19 protein-coding genes are annotated in these 22,487 nt (G+C 72.1%); 14 read left to right on the plus strand and 5 right to left on the minus strand.

Annotated elements, in window-relative coordinates; genetic code table 11:
- Nucleotides 1–102: 102 nt before the first annotated feature.
- On the plus strand, nucleotides 103–1,224 hold the full coding sequence (locus ACTWJ9_RS18555; RefSeq protein WP_443294454.1) for a lipid II:glycine glycyltransferase FemX: 1,122 nt from the start codon (nucleotides 103–105) through the stop codon (nucleotides 1,222–1,224).
- Nucleotides 1,225–1,555: 331 nt separating this feature from the next.
- On the opposite strand, the gene ACTWJ9_RS18560 is transcribed toward ACTWJ9_RS18555, so the two are convergent.
- Nucleotides 1,556–3,139, minus strand: a complete 1,584-nt coding sequence (locus ACTWJ9_RS18560) for a YfbK domain-containing protein (RefSeq protein ID WP_443294455.1) — start codon at nucleotides 3,137–3,139, stop codon at nucleotides 1,556–1,558.
- A 374-nt stretch (nucleotides 3,140–3,513) separates the two neighbouring features.
- On the opposite strand from ACTWJ9_RS18560, the gene ACTWJ9_RS18565 reads away from it, so the two are divergent.
- Nucleotides 3,514–4,482 carry an EamA family transporter gene (locus ACTWJ9_RS18565; RefSeq protein WP_279335350.1) on the plus strand — a complete coding sequence of 323 codons (969 nt, stop codon included), beginning with the start codon at nucleotides 3,514–3,516 and terminating at the stop codon, nucleotides 4,480–4,482.
- A 46-nt stretch (nucleotides 4,483–4,528) separates the two neighbouring features.
- Nucleotides 4,529–4,888 carry a DUF6247 family protein gene (locus ACTWJ9_RS18570; protein ID WP_279335351.1) on the plus strand — a complete coding sequence of 120 codons (360 nt, stop codon included), beginning with the start codon at nucleotides 4,529–4,531 and terminating at the stop codon, nucleotides 4,886–4,888.
- A 49-nt stretch (nucleotides 4,889–4,937) separates the two neighbouring features.
- Here the strand turns inward: ACTWJ9_RS18570 and ACTWJ9_RS18575 are convergent, their stop codons facing one another.
- Together ACTWJ9_RS18575 and ACTWJ9_RS18580 are read right to left on the minus strand one after the other, a co-directional pair.
- Nucleotides 4,938–5,228 (minus strand): helix-turn-helix domain-containing protein, encoded by a 291-nt coding sequence (locus ACTWJ9_RS18575; protein WP_279335352.1) that lies wholly within the window; start codon nucleotides 5,226–5,228, stop codon nucleotides 4,938–4,940.
- Nucleotides 5,229–5,239: 11 nt separating this feature from the next.
- Nucleotides 5,240–5,638: a type II toxin-antitoxin system RelE/ParE family toxin gene (locus ACTWJ9_RS18580; RefSeq protein ID WP_279335353.1), complete on the minus strand. Its 399-nt coding sequence runs from the start codon at nucleotides 5,636–5,638 to the stop codon at nucleotides 5,240–5,242.
- A gap of 137 nt (nucleotides 5,639–5,775) precedes the next feature.
- Between ACTWJ9_RS18580 and ACTWJ9_RS18585 the strand changes: the two genes are divergently transcribed.
- From ACTWJ9_RS18585 to ACTWJ9_RS18620, 8 genes are read left to right on the plus strand one after another with little or no spacing between them, the layout of a single operon-like run.
- Entirely contained in the window at nucleotides 5,776–6,573 is a 798-nt protein-coding gene (locus tag ACTWJ9_RS18585) for a TIGR03084 family metal-binding protein (RefSeq protein ID WP_279335354.1), read from the plus strand.
- The gene (locus ACTWJ9_RS18590) at nucleotides 6,570–8,270 is read left to right on the plus strand and encodes an acyclic terpene utilization AtuA family protein (protein ID WP_387035494.1); all 1,701 of its coding nucleotides are present in this window, start codon (nucleotides 6,570–6,572) and stop codon (nucleotides 8,268–8,270) included. Before ACTWJ9_RS18585 ends, ACTWJ9_RS18590 begins: the two co-directional genes overlap by 4 nt.
- Complete coding sequence (locus ACTWJ9_RS18595) at nucleotides 8,267–9,865, plus strand: acyl-CoA carboxylase subunit beta (RefSeq protein ID WP_443294456.1); 1,599 nt, start codon at nucleotides 8,267–8,269, stop codon at nucleotides 9,863–9,865. Before ACTWJ9_RS18590 ends, ACTWJ9_RS18595 begins: the two co-directional genes overlap by 4 nt.
- 6 nt (nucleotides 9,866–9,871) lie before the next feature.
- Entirely contained in the window at nucleotides 9,872–11,788 is a 1,917-nt protein-coding gene (locus ACTWJ9_RS18600; protein WP_443294457.1) for an ATP-binding protein, read from the plus strand.
- Between the two features lie 57 nt (nucleotides 11,789–11,845).
- Entirely contained in the window at nucleotides 11,846–12,982 is a 1,137-nt protein-coding gene (locus ACTWJ9_RS18605; RefSeq protein ID WP_388703421.1) for an acyl-CoA dehydrogenase family protein, read from the plus strand.
- Between the two features lie 17 nt (nucleotides 12,983–12,999).
- The gene (locus ACTWJ9_RS18610) at nucleotides 13,000–14,580 is read left to right on the plus strand and encodes a 4-coumarate--CoA ligase family protein (protein ID WP_443294458.1); all 1,581 of its coding nucleotides are present in this window, start codon (nucleotides 13,000–13,002) and stop codon (nucleotides 14,578–14,580) included.
- Nucleotides 14,577–15,311: an enoyl-CoA hydratase family protein gene (locus tag ACTWJ9_RS18615; protein WP_279335360.1), complete on the plus strand. Its 735-nt coding sequence runs from the start codon at nucleotides 14,577–14,579 to the stop codon at nucleotides 15,309–15,311. The genes ACTWJ9_RS18610 and ACTWJ9_RS18615 overlap by 4 nt, the downstream gene beginning before the upstream one ends.
- Nucleotides 15,299–15,928 carry a TetR/AcrR family transcriptional regulator gene (locus ACTWJ9_RS18620; protein WP_279335361.1) on the plus strand — a complete coding sequence of 210 codons (630 nt, stop codon included), beginning with the start codon at nucleotides 15,299–15,301 and terminating at the stop codon, nucleotides 15,926–15,928. The genes ACTWJ9_RS18615 and ACTWJ9_RS18620 overlap by 13 nt, the downstream gene beginning before the upstream one ends.
- A gap of 13 nt (nucleotides 15,929–15,941) precedes the next feature.
- Here ACTWJ9_RS18620 and pdxH read toward each other — a convergent pair whose 3' ends face one another.
- On the minus strand, nucleotides 15,942–16,628 hold the full coding sequence (gene pdxH, locus ACTWJ9_RS18625) for a pyridoxamine 5'-phosphate oxidase (protein WP_387035486.1): 687 nt from the start codon (nucleotides 16,626–16,628) through the stop codon (nucleotides 15,942–15,944).
- A gap of 318 nt (nucleotides 16,629–16,946) precedes the next feature.
- On the opposite strand from pdxH, the gene ACTWJ9_RS18630 reads away from it, so the two are divergent.
- Nucleotides 16,947–18,047: a citrate synthase 2 gene (locus ACTWJ9_RS18630; RefSeq protein WP_279335363.1), complete on the plus strand. Its 1,101-nt coding sequence runs from the start codon at nucleotides 16,947–16,949 to the stop codon at nucleotides 18,045–18,047.
- Between the two features lie 364 nt (nucleotides 18,048–18,411).
- Here the strand turns inward: ACTWJ9_RS18630 and ACTWJ9_RS18635 are convergent, their stop codons facing one another.
- Nucleotides 18,412–19,854, minus strand: coding sequence for an NCS2 family permease (locus ACTWJ9_RS18635; protein WP_279335364.1), 1,443 nt, complete (start codon nucleotides 19,852–19,854; stop codon nucleotides 18,412–18,414).
- Between the two features lie 291 nt (nucleotides 19,855–20,145).
- On the opposite strand from ACTWJ9_RS18635, the gene ACTWJ9_RS18640 reads away from it, so the two are divergent.
- Entirely contained in the window at nucleotides 20,146–20,823 is a 678-nt protein-coding gene (locus tag ACTWJ9_RS18640) for a helix-turn-helix transcriptional regulator (protein WP_279335366.1), read from the plus strand.
- A 191-nt stretch (nucleotides 20,824–21,014) separates the two neighbouring features.
- Nucleotides 21,015–22,466: a PAS domain-containing protein gene (locus ACTWJ9_RS18645; RefSeq protein ID WP_387035565.1), complete on the plus strand. Its 1,452-nt coding sequence runs from the start codon at nucleotides 21,015–21,017 to the stop codon at nucleotides 22,464–22,466.
- The last annotated feature ends 21 nt before the right edge of the window (nucleotides 22,467–22,487 follow it).

Genomic DNA, 22,487 nt, shown 5'->3' on the forward strand with positions numbered 1-22,487 from the left:
GGAGACGATGCGGTGAGCGTCTGCCCCAGCAGCCGGAGCAGGCGGGCTGAGGAACGGCAGCGCTTTCAGTGGGCTGATGACTCGAACAAAGGGGCACTGGACATGAGTTTCCGTCTGAAGGCGATCACCCGCGAGGAGCACCTGGCCTTCGTCACGGCCCGGCCTTCGGTGAGTCACATGCAGGTGCCCGCCTGGGGGGATGTGAAGCCGGACTGGCGGGCCGAGAGCCTGGGGTGGTTCGACGACGAGGATCGTCTCGTCGGTGTGGGGCTGGTGCTGTTCCGGCCGTTGCCGAAGCTCAGGCGGTTCCTCGCCTATCTGCCCGAAGGACCGGTCATCGAATGGGACGCGCCGGATCTCCACCGATGGCTCGATCCCATGCTCGCCCATCTGAAGGCCCAGGGCGCGTTCTCGGTGAAGATGGGCCCGCCCGTCGTCGCTCGCCGCTGGAGTGCCGAGGCGGTCAAGGCGGCGATCGCCGACCCGCGGGCCAGACGTCTGCGGGACGCGGAGGCCACCGCGCACGAGCCGAGGGCCTTCGACGTCGCTGACCGGCTGCGACAGATGGGCTGGCAGCAGACCGAGCCGGGCAGCGAGGACGGCTTCGCCGCCGGCCAGCCACGCTATGTGTTCCAAGTCCCGTTCTCCGGAAGGTCGCTGGAGGACATCCAGCGCGGCCTCAACCAGCAGTGGCGCCGCAACATCAAGAAGTCGGAGAAGGCGGGCGTCAAGGTCGTCCGCGGCGGCTACGAGGACCTTCCCGCCTTCTACGACCTCTACGTCGAGACCGCGGAACGCGACCGGTTCATCCCGCGCCCGCAGGCCTACTTCCAGCGCATGTGGACCGCGCTGACGGCCGAGGACCCGGACCGGATGCGCCTCTATCTCGCCCACCACGAAGGCGAGGTGCTCGCGGCGGCGACGATGCTGACCGTCGGTGAGCACGTCTGGTACTCCTACGGAGCCTCCACCCACCGCAAGCGCGAGGTTCAACCGAACAACGCGATTCAGTGGCGGATGATGTGCGACGCCCACGAACTCGGCGCGAGCGTCTACGACTTCCGTGGCATCACCGACACCTTGGAGGAGAGCAATCACCTGCTCGGCCTGCTCCGGTTCAAGGTCGGCTCCGGAGGCCAGGCCGTGGAATACCTCGGTGAGTGGGACTTCCCCCTCAACAAGTTCCTGCACAAGGCCCTCGACCTCTACATGTCCCGCCGCTGAGACCGCACGGCGCCGCGGGCACCTCCGATCACTGGACCGGTCCACCGGGTGGGGTGCCATCGTGCATGGCGGGCGAGCCCTGAGGCGGCGCCGGAGGTCGTGACACGCCTGCCGAAAAGCGTGAGCACTTCGGGTGTTGGTGTCCATGTGCTGCTCGTCTGAGCGCTCAAGGGACACTTTTCCGCTGACTGCTCACGCTTTTCAGCAGGTACCCCCGTCGGGCCGCCGGAGTACGGGGATCGCGCGTTCCGGGCCACCGGCCCGCATGGTCGGCGTCTTCTCGCGTGCGCTGCCGGGGAGGACCGGGGTTCCGGAGTGTTGAAGGGCGGCTTCAGGCCAGGCGGTTCGCGTCGCGGATGGCCTGGGTCAGGTCGCGGACGGCTTTGTCCTCGGTTCGGGAGGGCAGGTCGGCGGCGTGGTCGGCGAGTTCGCCGAGGCCGGGGGCGCCGGGCAGGGCGCTGTGGCGGTGGTCGGTGGAGCGCAGGGCGTCGGCGAAGTAGGCGGCGGTCGCGGTGAGCGTGAGGCCGCGGTCGGCGGTCCAGACGGAGTCGTCGAGGGCGTCGGCCTCCAGGTCGCCGGTCTCCTCGTGCGGGGCGCGGGTGTCGGGGTCGAGCCAGCGGACCGTGGCCGTGGCGAGGTGGCCGTCGGCGCCGGGCCTCGTACGGACCGCGTACAGGGCGGTGACGGTGTGGCCGGGGCCGACCTCGCCGCCGTCGACGTCGTCGTCGCGGAAGTCCTCGTCGGCGACGCGGCGGTTGTCGTAGCCGACGAGGCGGAACTCGGCGACCGTCCGCGGGTCGAAGGCGACCTGGGCCTTGGCGTCGCGGGCGGTCAGCTCGATGTTGCGGGGCAGCTGTTCGCAGAAGACCTCGCGGGCCTCCTCCTCGTCGGACACGTACACCGTGTGGCCGTCGCCCTTGTCGGCGAGGCGTTCCATCAGGGCGTCGCCGTAGTCGCTGCCGACGCCCACGCCGAAGAGGGTGATGCCGTGCTCGCGACGGGACGTCGAGATGCGTTCGAGGATCGCGTCGGCGTCGGTCTCGCCGGTGTTGGCGAGTGCGTCGGAGACGAGGACGACCCGGTTGGTGGCGCCCTCGCGCAGGCCGTCGACGGCGGTCTCGTAGCCGGTCTCGACGCCCGCGCCGAGGTTGGTGGACCGAGCCGGTTCCAGGCTGTCGACGGCGTCGTGGATCTCGCCCCGGTTGCCGTCGAGGCGGGTCATCGGCAGCACGGTCTCGGCCTCGTCGCTGAAGGTGACGATCGCCACGGAGTCCTCGTCGCGCAGCCGGTCCGTCATGGTGCCGAGGGACTGCCGGGCGAGGTCGAGGCGGCCCGGTTCGGCCATGGAGCCGGAGATGTCGACGACGAAGGTGAGGGCCGCGGGCGGGCGCTCGCCGCTTGGCTCGGCGGGACGGGTGGCGAGGCCGACGCGGACCAGGGACCAGTCGTCCTCGTCGGTGCGGGCGCCGTCGAGGGTGACCGTGAAGCCGTCGCCGTCGGGACGTTCGTAGTCCTGGCGGAAGCTGTTGACGAACTCCTCGGGCCGGACCGTCGACGGGTCGGGCAGCCGGCCCTCGGCGAGGGTGCGGCGGGCATAGCCGTAGGAGGCGGTGTCGACGTCGAGGGCGAAGGTGGACAGGTAGTCCGGCGCGGGGGCGATGTCGCGGGAGTCCTGCTCACCCTCGCGTCGCTCACCCGGGCCCCGGGGGCCGTCGGGGGCGGGGAGCTGGGCCGAGCCGTTCCCCTTGCGGTCGTACCCGTTGTCGGCCGTCGCGTTCTCGTTGCCGCCGCCCGCGCTGCATCCGGTGAGCAGCAGGCCGCTCGCCGCCGCGAGCGCCAGCAGCGCGCCGCTCAGCCTCCGTGCCCCGTGCCGCTTCGTTGTTCCGTGGTGCTTCGTCGTCGTGTGCCACTTCATCGTCCGTTCCCCCTCGGTCCGTTGAATCCGACTCATGCGACTGTGACGCCGGGGCGTGGCGGAACGTGCGGTACGGGGCGTCACAGGTGCGTCTCGAAGCGGGCACGGCCGAGGGCCGCCGAGACCGGTGGGTGACCTTCCGTTGACCTACGGCGTCATGGCGTCGTGTCGTCGTGTCACTGCACGTCCGGTCGTCCGTATGACGGACCGGATTGACCCGGGCGGGACGCGGGCCTCATCGTCAGGTACGTGAAAGCTGCACGGTGCTGACTGAGTCCATTACTCTGGACCGGATAGTTCAGCGTCGTGCACAATCCCCGAGGGGGAGCGCCTCTTCCCCCCGTTCCTCCCGTACCGAACCCATGGAAGGCGCCGTGACCATCCCCAGCTCCGCCACCCCGTCCGTCCCGGCTCCGGCCGCCCTCCCCGCGGCGGCTCCCGGGCATGCGCCCGGCGGGGCGGGTGCTCCGCGCGGGCGGGGCGCGCTGGGGCCCGTCGGACTGGTGCTCGCCGGGGGGATCTCCGTGCAGTTCGGCGGGGCGCTCGCGGTGACGCTGATGCCGCGGGCCGGCGCGCTCGGCGTCGTGACGCTGCGGCTGCTGGTGGCCGCGGTCGTGCTGCTCCTGGTGTGCCGGCCCCGGCTGCGCGGGCACTCGCGCGCCGACTGGACCACGGTGATCGTCTTCGGGCTCGCGATGGCCGGGATGAACGGCCTCTTCTACCAGTCCGTCGCCCGCATCCCGCTCGGTACGGCGGTCACCCTGGAGGTGCTCGGCCCGCTCGCCCTGTCCGTGCTGGCCTCCCGGCGCGCGATCAACTTCGTCTGGGCCGGACTCGCCCTCGCCGGTGTCGCCCTGCTCGGCGGCGGAGGCTTCGGCAGCCTCGATCCCGTGGGCGCCGCCTACGCCCTGGGGGCCGGTGTCATGTGGGCGGCCTACATCATCTTCAGCGCGCGTACGGGCCGCCGCTTCCCACAGGCCGACGGGCTCGCCCTCGCCATGGGCGTGGCGGCGCTGGTGTTCCTGCCGCTGGGCATCGCCGAGTCCGGTACCAAGCTCCTCGACCCGACGGTCCTCGGGCTGGGCGCGGCGATCGCGGTGCTCTCCTCCGTCCTGCCGTACACCCTGGAACTCCTCGCCCTGCGCCGTCTGCCCGCCTCCACGTTCGCCATCCTGATGAGTCTGGAACCGGCCATCGCCGCCGCCGCGGGCTTCCTCATCCTCAGCCAGGCCCTCACCCTCACCGAGGCCGCCGCCATCGCCCTGGTCATCGCGGCGAGCATGGGAGCGGTACGGACCCAGGTGGGGCGGGGGCGCCCGAAGGCGCCGGGGACGGTCTCCTGACGCTTGCGGCGACGTGGCGAGGGGCGACGGGACTAGAGTCGCTCTCGTGCAACCCATTGAGACCGTCGGCGGTGGACCGCTGATCCCTCGCCCGGAGCGCACACCGGGCGCCCTGCGTGCCGCCTGCACGGTTGTCGCCCCCGACCTTCTGCCGGCATACGACCGGGTGAAGGACCGGGCGCTCACCGAAGCGGTGGAACACGATTCGCTCAAGCCGGTCCACGCCTACCTCAGCCACTGGGCCGTGCTGATCGAAATCGAGCGTCACCCGGTCATGGCCAAGGCGTACCGCCGTGCCGAGCACCTCGCCCGGATCGCCGCCACTGCCGACGAGGCGCGCGGGCACCTGGCCACGGCGAGTTCCCTGTACCGTGAGGCCGCCGCATCCGTGCGGCGCGCGCCGTGACCGCAGGTGGGACGAGAGAGGGCCGACGCCGGGCTGCGATCGTTGCGCCCTACAGCCGTACCGAAAGATTTCCCACGGTGGCCGTTATGGTCAGCTCGCCACCGATCGCGTGCAGGTAGGCCGCCATCGTCGAGGTGTCCAGGCGAGCGGTGCCTCGCTCGATCTGGCTGACCCGGCCCTGCGTGACGCCCATCGCCTTGGCGACCTGGATCTGGGTGAAGCCCTGAGCTTTGCGGAGCGTGGCCAGTTCGTGTCCGCGCTCCGCATCGACCATCTCCGCCTTGATGGCATCGATGCGCTCGCGCTTCTCGGGGGTGATGTCGGCCGTCAGGTCGTCCATGGAGCCGAGGTTCATTCGCCCTGCCCTTTCTTCTTCTCCTGTTCCAGCGCCTCAAGGTATGCCGTGAACTTGTCGTCGGCCTCTTTGACTGCCCGGGGGTACCAGGCCGCCCACTGACGCCCGGCGGCCTTGTTGCCCGCCACCAGGAAGATGGCCCGCCGCTCGGGGTCGAAGACGAAAAGCATCCGAATGCTCACTGCCCCGCCGTTGCGTGGGCGTAACTCCCGCATGTTCCGGTAGCGGCTCTTCTCGATCGCGCCGACCGTCGGCCGCCGCAGCGCCGGGCCCACTTCCTGGAGCCGTTCCAGAGCGGCTATCACGTGGAGGTGGCTGTCCGGGTCCTCCTTGGCGAGTGTTTTGATCCAGTTCAGCACATCGTCGAAGAAGCGCAGCTCATAAGGTTCGGCCACGTCTGAAAATTAGCACGAACTAATATTTGCGGGCAAGTGGGCGTCGGTGCTCGGCCTTGCCCGCTGCCGCTGTGGTGGCGGAATGAAATCCAGCAAGCACGCTTGATTGTTTTCTGAGGGCCTGTCATGCTCGCTCCATGGCCGACCCGACGCCCGTGATCGACGACCTGTGTGCGGAGAGCGACGACCTCGACCGGCTGGTGGCCGGGCTGAGCCCGCAGGAGTGGGCGCGACAGACGCCCGCCGCCGGCTGGACCGTCGCCCACCAGATCGCGCACCTCGCCTGGACCGACCGTTCCTCGCTGCTCGCCGTGACCGATCAGGGCGCCTTCGCCCGTGAGGTCGAGAAGGCGCTGACCGAGCCCGGGGACTTCGTGGACAACGCCGCGGAGGAGGGGGCGGGCCTGCCGCCCGCACGGCTGCTCGCGGACTGGCGCGCCGGACGCGAGGCCCTCGAGAACGCCCTGCGGGCAGCGCCCGAGGGGGCGCGGTTCCCCTGGTACGGCCCGCCCATGTCGACGGCCTCCATGGCCACCGCCCGGCTCATGGAGACCTGGGCCCACGGCTCGGACGTGGCCGACGCGCTGGGTGTGGTGCGGCCACCCACCGACCGGCTCCGGCATGTGGTGCGGCTCGGTATCCGCACCCGTGACTTCGCCTTCGGGGTGCACGGACTGCCCACGCCGTTCGAGCAGTTCCGCGTCGAACTCACCGCCCCCTCGGGCGGACTGTGGACGTACGGTCCCGAGGACGCCACGGACCGCGTCACCGGCCCCGCGCTCGACTTCTGCCTCCTGGTGACCCAGCGCGCCCACCGCGCCGATCTCGCCCTCACCGCCGACGGCTCCGACGCCGACCGCTGGCTGGACATCGCCCAGGCCTTCGCCGGGCCGCCCGGAGGTGGCCGGGAACCGAAAAGGGACACCGCGCGGTGACGGCGACGGCCCTGCGCATCGGCAACGCCTCCGGCTTCTACGGCGACCGCTTCGACGCCCTGCGCGAGATGCTCACCGGCGGTGCGCTCGACGTCCTCACCGGCGACTACCTCGCCGAACTGACCATGCTCATCCTGGCCCGCGACCGGCTCAAGGACCCCACCGCCGGGTACGCCCGCACCTTCCTGCGGCAACTGGAGGAGACCCTCGGCCTCGCCCACGAGCGCGGCGTCAGGATCGTCACCAACGCCGGCGGGCTCAACCCGGCCGGCCTCGCCGACGCCGTACGGGAACTGGCCGGGCGGCTCGGCATCCCGGTACGCGTCGCCCATGTGGAGGGCGACGACCTCACCGCCTCCCACCCGGGCGCGCTGGCCGCACATGCCTACCTCGGCGGCTTCGGCATCGCGGCCTGTCTGCGCGAGGGCGCCGACATCGTGGTCACCGGGCGGGTCACCGACGCGGCCCTGGTCACCGGGCCGGCCGCCGCCCACTTCGGCTGGGCGCCGACGGAGTACGACCGGCTCGCGGGCGCCGTCGTCGCCGGACACGTGCTGGAGTGCGGGACCCAGGCCACCGGCGGCAACTACGCCTTCTTCGGCGAGCGGCCGCCCGGCGACTTACTGAGGCCCGGCTTCCCCCTCGCCGAACTGCACGAGGACGGTTCCTGCGTCATCACCAAGCACCCCGGCACCGGCGGCTTCGTCGACGTCGGCACCGTCACCGCGCAGCTGCTCTACGAGACGGGCGGCGCCCGGTACGCCGGACCCGACGTCACCACCCGGCTGGACACCGTACGGCTCACCCAGGACGGCCCCGACCGGGTACGCGTCGAAGGCGTCGAAGGGGAGGCGCCGCCGCCCACGCTCAAGGTCGGGCGGAGCCGGCTCGGCGGCTTCCGCAACGAGGTCGTGTTCGTCCTCACCGGGCTCGACATCGAGGCGAAGGCGGCTCTCGTACGGGAGCAGATGACCGGCGCGCTCGCCAGGACGCCGCCCGCCGAGGTGCGGTGGGAGCTGGTGCGCACCGACCGGCCCGACGCGGACACGGAGGAGACCGCGAGCGCCCTGCTGCGGCTCGTCGTGCGGGACCCCGGCCAGGAGGCGGTCGGGCGTGCGCTGAGCGGGGCCGCCATCGAGCTGGCGCTGGCCAGTTACCCCGGATTCCATGTGGTGGCACCACCGGGGAAGGGCGCTCCCTATGGGGTGTTCGAGGATGTGTACGTCCCCCATGGCGGGGTCCACCATGTGGCCGTCCTCCACGACGGGCGCCGGATCACCGTGGACCCGCCCCACGCCACCGCCGTACTCGCGGACGTGCCGGAGCCGGAGCTGCCGGAACCCCCGGCACCCGGGCCGACCCGCCGCGCCCCCCTCGGTCTGATCGCCGGGGCCCGCAGCGGCGACAAGGGCGGGAACGCCAACGTCGGCGTGTGGGTCCCGGAGGCCCGCGGTGACGACGCCTGGCGGTGGCTCGCGCACGAGCTGACCGTCGAGCGGTTCCGGGAGCTGATCCCCGAGGCCCATGCTCTGCCCGTCACCCGGCACGTACTGCCCCGCCTGCGCGCCCTGAACTTCCTCGTCGAGGGCATCCTCGGCGAGGGCGTCGCCGCGCAGGCCCGTTTCGATCCGCAGGCCAAGGCGCTCGGCGAATGGCTGCGCTCCCGGCACCTCGACATCCCGGAGGCCCTGCTGTGACGGTCCTCGAATCCGCCCTGGACACGGCCGACCCGGAGTACCGGGCCCACCGCGAGGCCATGCTCGCCAAGCTCGCCGAACTCGACACCGAGCACGCCAAGGCCCTCGCGGGCGGCGGCGAGAAGTACGTCGAGCGGCACCGCGAACGCGGCAAGCTGCTCGCCCGTGAGCGCATCGAGCTGCTCCTCGACCCGGACACGCCCTTCCTGGAGCTGTCCCCGCTGGCGGCCTGGGGCAGCGAGTACACCACCGGCGCCTCGCTCGTCACCGGCATCGGGGTCGTCGAGGGCGTGGAGTGCCTGATCACCGCCAACGACCCGACCGTACGGGGCGGTGCCAGCAACCCCTGGTCGCTGAAGAAGGCCCTGCGCGCCAACGACATCGCGCTCGCCAACCGGCTGCCCGTGATCAGCCTCGTCGAGTCCGGCGGCGCCGACCTGCCCTCCCAGAAGGAGATCTTCATCCCGGGCGGTGCCGTCTTCCGGGACCTCACCCGGCTCTCGGCGGCCGGCATCCCGACCGTCGCCGTCGTCTTCGGCAACTCCACCGCCGGGGGCGCGTACGTCCCCGGCATGTCCGACCACGTGATCATGGTCAGGGAACGGGCGAAGGTGTTCCTCGGCGGGCCGCCGCTGGTGAAGATGGCCACCGGCGAGGAGAGCGACGACGAGTCGCTGGGCGGCGCCGAGATGCACGCGCGCGTGTCGGGCCTCGCCGACCACTTCGCCGTCGACGAACCCGACGCCCTGCGGCAGGCCCGCCGGGTCGTGGCCCGCCTCAACCACCGCAAGGCGTACCCCGATCCGGGACCGGCCGCGCCGCCCGAGTACGACCAGGACGAGCTGCTCGGCATCGTCCCCGGCGACCTGAGGATCCCCTTCGACCCGCGTGAGGTCGTCGCGCGGATCGTGGACGGCTCCGACTTCGACGAGTTCAAACCGCTCTACGGCACCAGCCTCACCACCGGCTGGGCCACCCTGCACGGCTATCCCGTCGGCATCCTCGCCAACGCCCGAGGGGTGCTGTTCAGCGAGGAGTCGCAGAAGGCCGCCCAGTTCATCCAGCTCGCCAACCAGCGCGACATCCCCCTGCTCTTCCTGCACAACACCACCGGCTACATGGTCGGCAAGGAGTACGAGCAGGGCGGCATCATCAAGCACGGCGCCATGATGATCAACGCGGTCGGCAACTCCCGCGTCCCGCACCTGTCCGTCCTCATGGGCGCCTCCTACGGCGCCGGGCACTACGGCATGTGCGGCAGGGCGTACGACCCGCGCTTCCTGTTCGCCTGGCCCAGCGCCAAGTCCGCCGTCATGGGCCCGCAGCAGCTCGCCGGCGTGCTGTCCATCGTCGCCCGGCAGTCGGCGGCGGCGAAGGGCCGGCCCTACGACGACGAGGCGGACGCGGCGCTGCGCGCCATGGTGGAGCAGCAGATCGAGTCCGAGTCGCTGCCCATGTTCCTGTCCGGGCGGCTGTACGACGACGGCGTCATCGACCCGCGCGACACCCGCACCGTCCTCGGCCTGTGCCTGTCGGCCGTCCACACCGCGCCCTACGAGGGCGTGCGCGGTGGCTTCGGCGTCTTCCGGATGTGAGGGACCGTGTTCACCTCGATCAGCTCGATCCATTCCGTACTGGTGGCGAACCGGGGCGAGATCGCCTGCCGTGTCGTCCGCACCTGCCGTGAGCTCGGGATCCGCACGGTCGCCGTGCACTCGGACGCCGACGAGCACGCCCGCCACGCGCGGGTGGCCGACACGGCGGTACGCCTGCCGGGGGCGGCGCCCGCCGACACCTACCTCCGCGGCGACCTGATCGTGAAGGCGGCCCTCGCGGCCGGCGCGGACGCCGTGCACCCCGGCTACGGGTTCCTCTCCGAGAACGCCGGCTTCGCGCGGGCCGTCCAGGACGCCGGACTGGTGTGGATCGGGCCGCCCCCGGAGGCCGTCGAGGCGATGGCCTCCAAGACGCGGGCCAAGGAACTGATGGGGATCGAGCCCCTGCGGGACGTCACCGAGGCGGACCTGCCGGTGCTGGTGAAGGCGGCGGCGGGCGGCGGCGGACGCGGGATGCGCGTCGTACGGCGACTCGCCGACCTGGAGGGCGAACTGGCCGCCGCCCGCGCGGAGGCGGCGAGCGCCTTCGGCGACGGCGAGGTGTTCGTCGAGCCCTACGTGCAGGGTGGACGGCACGTCGAGGTGCAGATCCTCGCCGACACCCACGGCACGGTGTGGGCGCTGGGCACCCGGGACTGCTCCCTCCAGCGCCGCCACCAGAAGGTGATCGAGGAGGCCCCGGCCCCCGGGCTGTCCGCGCGGCTCACCGGCGAACTGCACACCCTCGCCGTACGCGCCGCCCGCGCCGTCCGTTATGTCGGCGCCGGGACCGTCGAGTTCCTCGTCGCCGGGGGCAGGGCGCACTTCCTGGAGATGAACACCCGCCTCCAGGTCGAACACCCGGTGACGGAGGCCGTGTTCGGCGTCGATCTCGTCGCCGAGCAGATCCGCGTCGCCGAGGGGCACCCGCTCGAGAAGGACCCGCCCCGTGCGCACGGTCACGCCGTCGAGGCCCGTCTCTACGCCGAGGACCCCGCCCACGACTGGGCCCCGCAGACCGGCCGTCTGCACCGCCTCGCCGTCCCCGACGGCGTCCGCCTGGACACCGGTTACGGCGACGGCGACGACATCGGCGTCCACTACGACCCGATGCTCGCCAAGGTCGTCGCCCACGCCCCCACCCGCGCGGAGGCGATCCGCAAGCTGGCCTCCGCCCTGGACCGCACGGTGCTCCACGGCCCCGTCACCAACCGGGACCTGCTCGTCCGCTCCCTGCGGCACGAGGAGTTCGCCGGAGCCCGCATGGACACCGGCTTCTACGACCGGCACCTGACCGGGCTGACCACCCCCGCCCCCGACCCGTACGCCCCGCTCGCCGCCGCCCTCGCCGACGCCCACGGCCGCTCCCGCTTCGGCGGCTGGCGCAACCTGCCCTCGCAGCCGCAGGTCAAGCGGTACGCGAGGGCGGGCGAGGAACACGAGGTCCGCTACCGGCACACGCGCCAGGGCCTGGCGGCCGACGGGGTGCGGGTGGTGCACGCCGACGCGGGGCTGGTGATCCTGGACGTGGACGGCGTACGGCGCCGCTACGAGGTCAGCCGCCACGACGACCGCGTGTACGTGGGCGCCACCGCCCTCACCGTCCTGCCCCGCTTCCCCGACCCCACCGCCCGGCACGCCCCCGGCTCCCTCCTCGCCCCCATGCCGGGCACGGTCGTCCGCATCGCGGAGGGCCTGACCGAGGGGGCGCCGGTGAAGGCCGGCCAGCCCCTCCTCTGGCTGGAGGCGATGAAGATGCAACACCAGATCACCGCCCCGGTCACGGGCACGGTGAGCGTCCTCCACGCCACACCGGGCCAACAGGTCGAGCCCGGAGCCCTTTTGGCTGTCGTGGAGGAAGACACCCTTCAGGGGCGCGGGGCTGTTCCTGACATGCGGCTACCGCCGCGTGGGCGCGAGTAACCACAGACGACCCGCACTCTCCCGACGATCTGAAGCCCCTCCCCCTTAGGAGCGCTCATGCCCGTCATCGAGACAGAAGAACACAAGGCGCTGCGCGAAGCGGTCGCCTCGTTCGCGAAGAACCACCCCCGCACCCCCGGCGCCGACAGCCGCCCGTTCTGGCAGGAGGCCGCCAAGCTCGGCTACATCGGCGTCAACCTGCCGGAGGCATACGGCGGTGGTGGCGGCGGTATCACCGAACTATCCCTCGTCCTGGAGGAGATGGGCGCCGCCGGCAACCCCCTGCTGATGATGATCGTCTCCCCGGCCATCTGCGGCACCGTCATCTCCCGCTTCGGCACCGAGGCCCAGAAACGGGAGTGGCTGCCCGCCCTGGCCGACGGAAGCCGCCTGATGGCCTTCGGCATCACCGAACCCGACGCCGGCTCCAACAGTCACCGCATCACCACGACCGCACGCCGCGACGGCACCGACTGGCTCCTCACCGGCCGCAAGGTGTTCGTCTCCGGCGTCGACATCGCCGACGCCACCCTGATCGTCGGCCGCACCGAAGACGCGCGCACGGGAAAGCTCAAGCCCTGTCTGTTCATCGTCCCCCGCGACGCCGAGGGCTTCCGGCGGCGCCCCATCGACATGGAACTCCACTCCGTCGAGAAGCAGTTCGAGCTGGTCCTCGACGACGTACGACTGCCCGCCGACGCGCTCGTCGGTGATGAGGACGCCGGGCTGCTCCAGCTCTTCGCCGGGCTCAACCCCGAACGCATCATGACCGCCGCCTTCGCGATCGGCATGGGCCGCCACGCGCTCTCCCGCGCCGTCGAGTACGCGCGGGAGCGTACCGTCTGGAACGCCCCCATCGGCGCCCACCAGGCCATCGCGCACCCCCTCGCGCAGGCGCACATCGACCTCGAACTGGCCCGTCTGATGATGCAGAAGGCGGCCCACCTCTACGACGCCGGTGACGACACGGGCGCGGGCGAGGCCGCCAACATGGCCAAGTACGCGGCCGCCGAGGCCTGTGTGAAGGCCGTCGACCAGGCCGTGCACACCCTCGGCGGGAACGGTCTCACCCGCGAGTACGGGCTGGCCTCGCTGATAACGGCCGCGCGCGTGTCCCGTATCGCCCCGGTGAGCCGGGAGATGATTCTCAACTACGTCTCCCACCAGACCCTGGGCCTTCCCAAGTCGTACTAGGCCGTCCTGGAGGAACCATGTTCCGCAGCGAGTACGCAGACGTTCAGCCGGTCGAACTCCCCATTCACGACGCGGTGTTCGCGCGCGCCGCCGAGTTCGGGAACACCCCGGCGCTGATCGACGGCACCGACGGCACCACCCTCACCCACGAGCAGCTGGACCGGTTCCACCGGCGCGTCGCCGCCGGTCTCGCCGAGGCGGGGGTGCGCAAGGGCGACGTCCTCGCCCTGCACAGCCCCAACACCATCGCCTTCCCCACCGCCTTCTACGCGGCCACCCGCGCGGGCGCCTCCGTCACCACTGTGCACCCGCTGGCCACCGCCGAGGAGTTCGGCAAGCAGCTGAAGGACTCCGCGGCCCGCTGGATCGTCACCGTCTCGCCGCTGCTGGAGACCGCGCGGCGGGCCGCCGAACTCGCGGGCGGAGTACGGGAGATCTTCGTCTGCGACAGCGCGCCGGGACACCGCTCCCTGATCGACATGCTGGCCTCCACGGCCCCCGAGCCGGTCGTCGGGATCGACCCCGCCGAGGACGTCGCCGCCCTGCCGTACTCCTCCGGCACCACCGGCACCCCCAAGGGCGTGATGCTCACCCACCGGCAGATCGCCACCAACCTCGCCCAGCTCCAGCCGCTGATCACGGCGGGCCCCGGCGACCGCGTCCTCGCCGTGCTGCCGTTCTTCCACATCTACGGGCTGACCGCCCTGATGAACGCCCCCCTGCGGCAGGGCGCCACCGTCGTCGTGCTGCCGCGCTTCGACCTGGAGACGTTCCTCGCGGCCGTCCAGAACCACCGCATCACCGGCCTGTACGTGGCCCCGCCCATCGTGCTGGCCCTCGCCAAGCACCCCCTGGTCGACCGGTACGACCTGAGCTCGCTGCAGCACGTCATCAGCGCCGCCGCCCCCCTGGACGCGCGCCTCGCCGCCGCCTGCTCGCAGCGGCTCGGGCTGCCGCCCGTCGGCCAGGCGTACGGCATGACGGAACTCTCGCCCGGCACCCACGTCGTCCCCCTGGACGCCATGCGGGACGCGCCGCCCGGCACCGTCGGCAAGCTGATCGCCGGCACCGAGATGCGGATCGTCTCCCTCGACGACCCCGGCAAGGACCTCGGGCCCGGCGAGTCCGGCGAGATCCTCATCCGCGGGCCCCAGATCATGAAGGGCTACCTCGGCCGCCCCGACGCCACCGCCGCGATGATCGACGCGGACGGCTGGCTGCACACCGGCGACGTCGGCCACGTCGACGGTGAGGGCTGGCTCTTCGTCGTGGACCGGGTGAAGGAGCTGATCAAGTACAAGGGCTTCCAGGTCGCCCCCGCCGAACTGGAGGCGCTGCTCCTGACCCACCCCGGCATCGCCGACGCGGCCGTCATCGGCGTCTACGACGAGGACGGCAACGAGGTCCCGCACGCCCACGTCGTCCGTCAGCCGTCCGCCCCGGGGCTCGCCGAGGGCGAGGTCATGATGTACGTGGCCGAGCGCGTCGCCCCGTACAAGCGGGTCCGGCACGTCACCTTCCTCGACGCCGTCCCCCGCGCCGCCTCCGGAAAGATCCTGCGCCGTGAACTCCGCGCGGCGCACGAGGAGCCCTCGTGACCCTGATCGGCCACGCCCGCGCGCGGGGTGTCGAAACGCTCAGTCTCGACGCCCCGGAGCGCCGCAACGCCCTGTCCGCCGCCCTCGTCGGGGAACTGGCCGAGGCACTGACCGGCGCCGGCCGGGACACCGGCGTGCGCGCGGTGGTCCTCACCCACACCGGCACCACCTTCAGCGCGGGCGCCGACCTGCGCGACCCCCCTCCCCCCGAGGCCCTGGTGGGCCTGCTGCGGCAGATCGTCGAGCTGCCGAAACCGGTCGTCGCGCGGGTCACCGGACACGTCCGCGCGGGCGGTCTCGGCCTGCTCGCCGCCTGCGACATCGCCGTCGCCTCCCACGCGGCGACCTTCGCCTTCACCGAGGTCCGCATCGGGGTCGCCCCCGCCGTCATCTCCCTGCCGCTGCTGCCCCGCACCGACCCGCGCGCGCTGGCCCGCTACTACCTCACCGGCGAACGCCTCGGCACCGACGAAGCCGTCCGCATCGGGCTGCTCACCGCCGCCGGTGACGACGTGGACGAGACGCTCGCGCCCCTCCTCGACGGCCTGCGCAGATCCGCCCCCGAGGCCCTGGCCGAGACGAAACGGCTGCTCACGACTAGGGTGCTGGAAACCTTCGACCGGGACGCCGCCCACCTGACGGCGCTCTCGGCCCGCCTCTTCGCCTCCGCCCCCGCGCGCGAGGGGATGACGGCCTTCCTCGAACGACGGGATCCGGAATGGGTGGTGTGAGCGCGGCGGCCGACCGCGGTGAACGCGTCCCCAAGCAGGACCGCAGCCGGGCCACCCGGCAGCGCCTCCTGGAGGCCGCCGTGGCCTGCCTCGCCGAACGCGGCTGGGCGGGCTCCACGGTCCTCGTCGTCGCCGAGCGCGCCGGTGTCTCCCGGGGGGCGGCCCAGCACCACTTCCCGACCCGCGAGGACCTGTTCACGGCCGCCGTCGAGTACGTCGCCGAGGAACGCTCCACCGCGCTGCGCGCGCTCTTCCCCGAGGGCGCGGCCGCCGGTGACCGCCGCGCGGTGGTCACCGCCCTGGTCGACCTCTACACCGGGCCCCTGTTCCGCGCCGCCCTGCACCTGTGGGTCGCCGCCTCCGACGAGGAACAGCTGCGGCCCCGCGTGACCGAACTGGAGGCGCGGGTCGGCCGGGAGTCCCACCGCATCGCCGTCGACCTCCTGGGCGCCGACGAGTCCCGCCCCGGCGTCCGCGAGAGCGTCCAGGGCCTCCTCGACATGGCCCGCGGCCTGGGTCTGGCCAACCTCCTCACCGACGACACGGCCCGCCGCGAACGGGTGGTGGGGCAGTGGGCGGCACTCCTCGAGGGGGCACTGGACGAGGCCCCGGGCTGAGGCGGGCAAGCCCTCACGGGCTCAGCCGCTCCACCCTCCAGCCCCCGTCGGCCCGTGCCACGTACCGCAGGCGGTCGTGCAGGCGGTTCTCCCGGCCCTGCCAGAACTCCACCGCCTGCGGGGCCACCCGGAAACCGCCCCAGTGCGGCGGCACCGGCACCTGCTCGCCCTCCGGATAGCGGGCCGCGAGCTCCGCGTACGCCGTGTCCAGCTTCGTACGGTCCGCGAGCACCGAGGACTGGCCGCTCGCCCAGGCGCCCAGCTGCGAGCCGTGCGGCCGGGTGCGGAAGTAGGCGGCCGTCTCGTCCCGGCCGGTGCGCACCGCGACCCCGGTGACGATGACCTGCCGGGCCATCGGATGCCACGGGAACAGCAGCGAGACGTACGGGTTCCCGGCCAGCTCGCGCCCCTTGCGGGAGTCGTAGTTCGTGTAGAACACGAACCCCTGCTCGTCGAAGTGCTTCAGCAGTACCGTGCGGGAGCTGGGCCGGCCCTGCGCGTCCGCCGTGGAGACGACCATGGCGTTCGGTTCGAACAGCCCGCCGTCCGTCGCGGCCTGCTTGAACCAGCGCGCGAACTGCTCGACGGGGGTGGCGGCCAGATCGGTCTCGGAAAGCCCCTCGGCCCGGTACTGCTTGCGCATCGAGGCGAGAGCGAGGGGGACGGAGTCTCGGTCGGTCACGCCGTCATCCTGCCGCATGGAGGGATCCCGTGGGGACCCGGTGCCCATGGTCCCGTATGGCACTGAGTGTCGTGAACCCTCCCGAAAAATGGCACTCAGGGATATCGTGCTGACACGGAGCAGGTTGGGTGGCCGCCCACCGGGCATCACAGGAGTGACCGGTGGTGTTCCGGACCGCGAGTCCTCGCAGGGGACCGCGGATCCGACGGGCACCCGCCCCGCTCCCGTCGACCGGCCCGCACGAGGCCGCCCCCCACGACAACACCCCCCGCACCCCCTGCAACGACACCCCCCACGACAACATCATCCGTCGCCCACACCATGAGGAGCCGCCTGATGTCCGACTTCGTACCCGGGCTCGAAGGAGTCGTCGCGTTCGAGACGGAGATCGCCGAACCGGACAAGGAGGGCGGGGCTCTCCGGTACCGGGGCGTCGACATCGAGGATCTGGTCGGGCACGTCTCCTTCGGGAACGTCTGGGGCCTGCTCGTCGACGGCGCCTTCAACCCCGGCCTGCCGCCCGCCGAGCCGTTCCCGATCCCCGTCCACTCCGGTGACGTCCGCGTCGACGTCCAGTCCGCACTCGCCCTGCTGGGCCCCGTCTGGGGCCTGAAACCGCTCCTCGACATCGACGCCGAGCAGGCCCGTGAGGACCTCGCCCGCGCCGCCGTCATGGCCCTCTCCTACGTCGCCCAGTCCGCGCGCGGCCGGGGACGTCCCATGGTCCCGCAGGGGGAGATCGACAAGGCGCGCTCCATCGTCGAACGCTTCATGATCCGCTGGCGCGGCGAACCCGACCCCCAGCACGTCGCCGCCGTCGACGCGTACTGGACCTCGGCCGCCGAGCACGGCATGAACGCCTCCACCTTCACGGCCCGCGTCATCGCCTCCACCGGCGCGGACGTGGCCGCGGCCCTCTCGGGCGCCGTCGGCGCCATGTCGGGACCGCTGCACGGCGGAGCCCCCTCACGGGTGCTCGGCATGATCGAGGAGATCGAGCGCACGGGCGACGCCGAGGCGTACGTGAAGCAGGCCCTTGACAGGGGCGAACGCCTCATGGGCTTCGGTCACCGCGTCTACCGCGCCGAGGACCCGCGCGCCCGTGTCCTGCGCCGCACCGCGCGCGACCTGGGGGCCCCGCGCTTCGAGGTCGCCGAGGCCCTGGAGAAGGCCGCCCTGGCCGAACTCCACGCCCGCCGTCCCGACCGCGTCCTGGCCACCAACGTCGAGTTCTGGGCCGCCATCGTCCTCGACTTCGCCGAGGTTCCGGCCCACATGTTCACCTCGATGTTCACCTGCGCCCGTACCGCGGGCTGGTCGGCCCACATCCTGGAGCAGAAGCGCACCGGCCGCCTGGTCCGCCCCTCCGCCCACTACATCGGCCCCGGCAGCCGCGGCCTGCACGAGATCGAGGGTTACGCGGACCTCGCCCGCTGAGCGCGAGAGCCCCGGGGTCCCGGGGTTCAGGGCCCCGGGGCCCTGAACCCCCGAGAAACGCAGACGACCCGCGAGTCTGGTCCTCCGAAGGAGGGGCCGGCCGGACGTACCGGCGACTCGCGGGTCGGGCGACTGCGTTGGGTTAGGCCGGTTGCGTGTATCTCGCACACGCCGGTCCGGCGCCGAACCGAGTACGGCGACGGGCTACTGGCCCGCAGCCACCTCTTCCGTCCGGTATGCATACATCTGCCGAACCACCTCCTTTCCGAAGTACCGCCAGCCTAAGAAGCGATCCCCTCCGGAGCAACCACTTTTTTCGGTGGTCCCGGAGTGCCGGCGGCGGCCCCGGTGGCGGCCGGTGCGGTTAGACGCCGAGCAGCTGCTTCAGCGGGTCGATGGCGAAGTAGACGAGGAAGAGCCCCGCGGTGCTCCACAGCAGCCAGTGCACCTCGCGGCCCTTGCCCAGGAAGGCCTTGATGACCACGTAGGAGATGAAGCCGGCGCCGATGCCGTTGCTGATGGAGTAGGTGAACGGCATGACCACGACGGTCAGGAAGGCGGGGACGGCGAGCTCGAAGCGGTCCCAGTCGATGTGCCTGACCTGCGTCATCATCAGGAAGCCCACCGCGATCAGGGCGGGGGCCGCGGCCTGCATCGGCACGAGGGTGAGCAGGGGGGTGAAGAAGAGGGCGAGAGCGAACAGGCCGCCGGTGACGAGGTTGGCGAAGCCGGTCCGGGCACCCTCGCCGACACCGGCGGCGGACTCGATGTAGGTGGTGGCGGACGAGGACGAGGAGACACCGCCCGCGACGGCCGCCGCACTGTCGATGAACAGGACCCGGCCCAGACCGGGGACCTGCCCGTGCTCGTCGAGCAGCCCGGCCTCGGCGGTGACACCGACGACGGTGCCCATCGTGTCGAAGAAGTCGGACAGGATGAGCGTGAAGATCAGCAGGACGATGGTGAGCACGCCGATCTGACCGAACGCACCGAACAGGTCGAACTTCCCCAGGAGCCCGAAGTCGGGCGCGGCGACGGGGGTGCCGGGCAGCTCGGGGGAGGTGAGGCCCCAGCTCTTGACGTCGGCGAACTCGTTGACGACGACGGCGAACACCGTCATCGCCAGGATGCTGATGAGGATGGCGCCCCGCACCTTGCGGGCCATGAGGACGAACGTCAGCAGCACACCCAGGCAGAACACGAGCATGGGCCAGCCGGTGAGGGTGCCGGTGCCGAGCTGGACGGGCACGGTGGTGTTCGCGGCGTCCGGGATGCGCGAGACGAACCCGGCGTCCACGAAGCCGATGAAGGCGATGAACATGCCGATGCCGACGCTGATCGCCTGCTTGAGCGGCTGCGGGATGGCGTGCATGACGGCCTCGCGCAGACCGGTCAGCACCAGCACACAGATCAGCAGACCCTCGAGCACGACCAGACCCATCGCGTCTTCCCAGGCCATCAGGGGAGCGATCTGGAAGGCGACGACGGCGTTGAGACCCAGACCCGCGGCCAGGGCGAGCGGCAGGTTGCCGGCCACACCCATGATCACGGTCATCACGGCGGCCACCAGGGCGGTGGCGGTCGCCAGCTGGGGGGCGCTCAGGGTCTGGCCGAACTTGTCCTCGGTGCTGCCCAGGATGATGGGGTTCAGCACCAGGATGTAGGCCATCGTGAAGAACGTGGCGAAGCCACCGCGTATCTCCCTGGCGTAGGTCGAGCCGCGTTCGCTGATGCGGAAGAACCGGTCGAGCGGGCCGTGGGCTCTGGCAGGCGCCGGGTCGGCCGGGTCGGTCGTGAGGGTTTGCATGGGTCGGGTCTCCTGGGCGAGCAGGTGCGGGGAAGCGTGACGGCAGCCGCCGGACGCGTGCGGCGTCGGGAATTTCGAGAAAAACGAAATCCGGACGCACCCGCGGCAGACCGCCAGCGGATTCTACGAACCAGCGCTATTTCCTCAAGGCCTTTGAGGAAAAGAGGAGTTGATTCCCTAGTTGGCCTTCCGTCGGTTCCTACAGAATTCGCGGCGACCTTCCCGTCATAACGGGAGGCAGGCGACAGGAGGGCATGGTTCTCACGGTGGGTCACTCCCTACTCTCGGTGCGTGAACTCACCGCTCCCCTTCAACGCGCGCGCCGCCCGGACCCTGCGCGGGAAGGTCGGGATGGCCCCCGGCCACGTCGCCTACGGCATGCGCGCCTCCTACGGACTGACCCACATCACCCCCGACCACATCACCGCGTGGGAGCGCGGCGTCGCCCTGCCCACCGCCACCGAACTCACCGCTCTGGCCGGCGCACTGTGGTGCTCCCCGAGCGACCTCATGGGTGCTCCCCGCACCCTGCGGGAACACCGGATCGCCAGTGGATTCGCCGCCGAGGACGTCGCCCGCGTCACCAGCCTGAGACTTCACGACTACCTCCACATGGAGGAAACCGGCCGATGGGCCGGTGACCGGAGGCAGTCGGCCAAACTGGGCGCCCTTCTCAGGCTCCCCCCGAGGGACTTCGTCGCCATCACCGGCGGGGAGGCGGAACTCACCCGGCTGCTCGCCGAGGCCGTCTCCACCCGCTGGCAGGCCCACATCCGCGACATCGCCCGCCTTCTCTCGATGGAGCGCCGCGAGCTGCAGGACCCGCTGCGCGCCATGCACGCCGAGTACCAGACCCTCATGGCGGCCACCCTCAGCAGGGGCGGCGGCGCCAACACCTCCGGCGAGCAGGGGCGGCGCTACCTCGACGACATCGTGGACCACTTCTGGTCCCGTTTCCCGGAGGGGTGACGCCGCCTGCCGCCCGCGCGTGCGGACGCCGTACCGGGCCGGCCGTGCCACAGCGCCGCGACGCTGCGGCACGGCCGGCCGCGGTGCTGCCGGGGCGGTACGGCGGTTCCTTCGACGATTTCCTCGATGTTGCGGGAATCCGATGTGCGCCGGGTCACGTTCAAGTTGAATGATGGCAAGTGAGCCGACCGATGTGCCGTACATGCGGACACAGCCTGCAGGGGGTCCAGGTGAGCGCTTCCCGGCGTAGTGGGGCCACCGACGAGCTGGGGCCCGACGAGCCCGGGCGGGAGAACCCGGCCGGGTCCGATCTGCTGGCCGCGTTGCTGGACGGCATGGACGCCGCCCTGTGCGCCCTCGACGCGGACGGGGTGGTGACGCACTGGAACCGGGAGGCGGAGCGCGTCCTCGGCTGGACCGCGGCCGAGGCGGTGGGCCGGCCGGGGTTCGCCGGATGGGCGGTGCGCGGCGCCGACGCCGCGGAGGTGGAGGCGCGGCTGATGTCGGCCATGAGCGCGCCGGGCCGGCAGGTGCACGAGTTCGCACTGCTGACGAAGGACGGCGGCCGGGTGCTGGTGCGGACGCAGTCCGCGGCCGTGCGCGGGCCGGACGGGAAGCCGGCGGGCGTGTACTGCGCGTTCAGCGAGGTGCACGCGCAGATCGACCTGGAGCGGTCGATCGCGCTGAGCGAGGCGCTGCTGGAGGACGCGAGCTGGGGCGTCGTGCTCGTCGACGCCGATCTGCGGCCCGCCGTGGTGAACCCGCACGCGGCCCGCGCGCTCGGCACGGGACGCGGGTCGGTGCTGGGGCGGCCGCTCGGGGAGCTGCTGTCGCAGGGGGTGGAGGAGCTGGAGAGCGCGCTCACCCATGTGCTGGCCGAGGGCGCCCCGCCCGCGCCCGCCGACATCTGGGTGAGCGTGCGGGAACCGGAGGGCGAACGGCGGCGCTGCTGGCGGTGCGGATTCGTGCGGCTGTCGTCGCCGCTGGCGGAGGAGCCGGTGCCGCTCGGCGTGGGCTGGCTGTTCCAGGACGTGACCGAGTCCCGGCAGGGCGAGCAGGAGGCCTCGCTGCTGCGGTTCCGCGCACAGCAGCTGCACCGGGCGGCGCGGGCGGCGGCCGAGTGCGAGGACCCGGCGGAGGCGGTCACCGTCCACCTGGACTTCGCGCTGGCCGGATTCGCCGACCACGCGCTGATCGACCGGGTGGCCGACCGGGGGCCCGACGGGACGGCGGGCGAGGGGGAGGGCGCCGGGCGGGTCCGGCTGGTGCGGATCGCGGCCACCCCCTCCGGGGCGCCGGGGCCGAGCAGACTGGCCGGGCGGGCGGGGCTGCCGGTGCGGTACCGCGAGGGGCATCCGGCGCTGCAGTGCGTGGAGCGGGCCGGCTCGGTGCGGGCCGACGCGGGGGCGGTGCCGGCGGAGGAGGCACGGGTGTGGGCGGTGTCCCGGCAGTGGCCGGCGGACGCGGCACACGCCCTGTGCACGGTGCTGCGCAGCCGCGGCCGGACGCTGGGTGCCGTGACGTTCCTGCGCGGCCCGGGCCGGAACGCGTTCGAACGCTCCGACGCGATGTACGCGGAGGACGTGGCCGCACGCATCGCCACGGCCCTGGACCTGGCGGGGGCCACCGGGCGGCGGGAATGACCGGAGCGGCGGGAGCGACCG

It is taken from the genome of Streptomyces sp. GDS52 (assembly GCF_052246875.1).
In the GTDB taxonomy this organism is placed as follows: Bacteria; Actinomycetota; Actinomycetes; order Streptomycetales; family Streptomycetaceae; genus Streptomyces; species Streptomyces cathayae.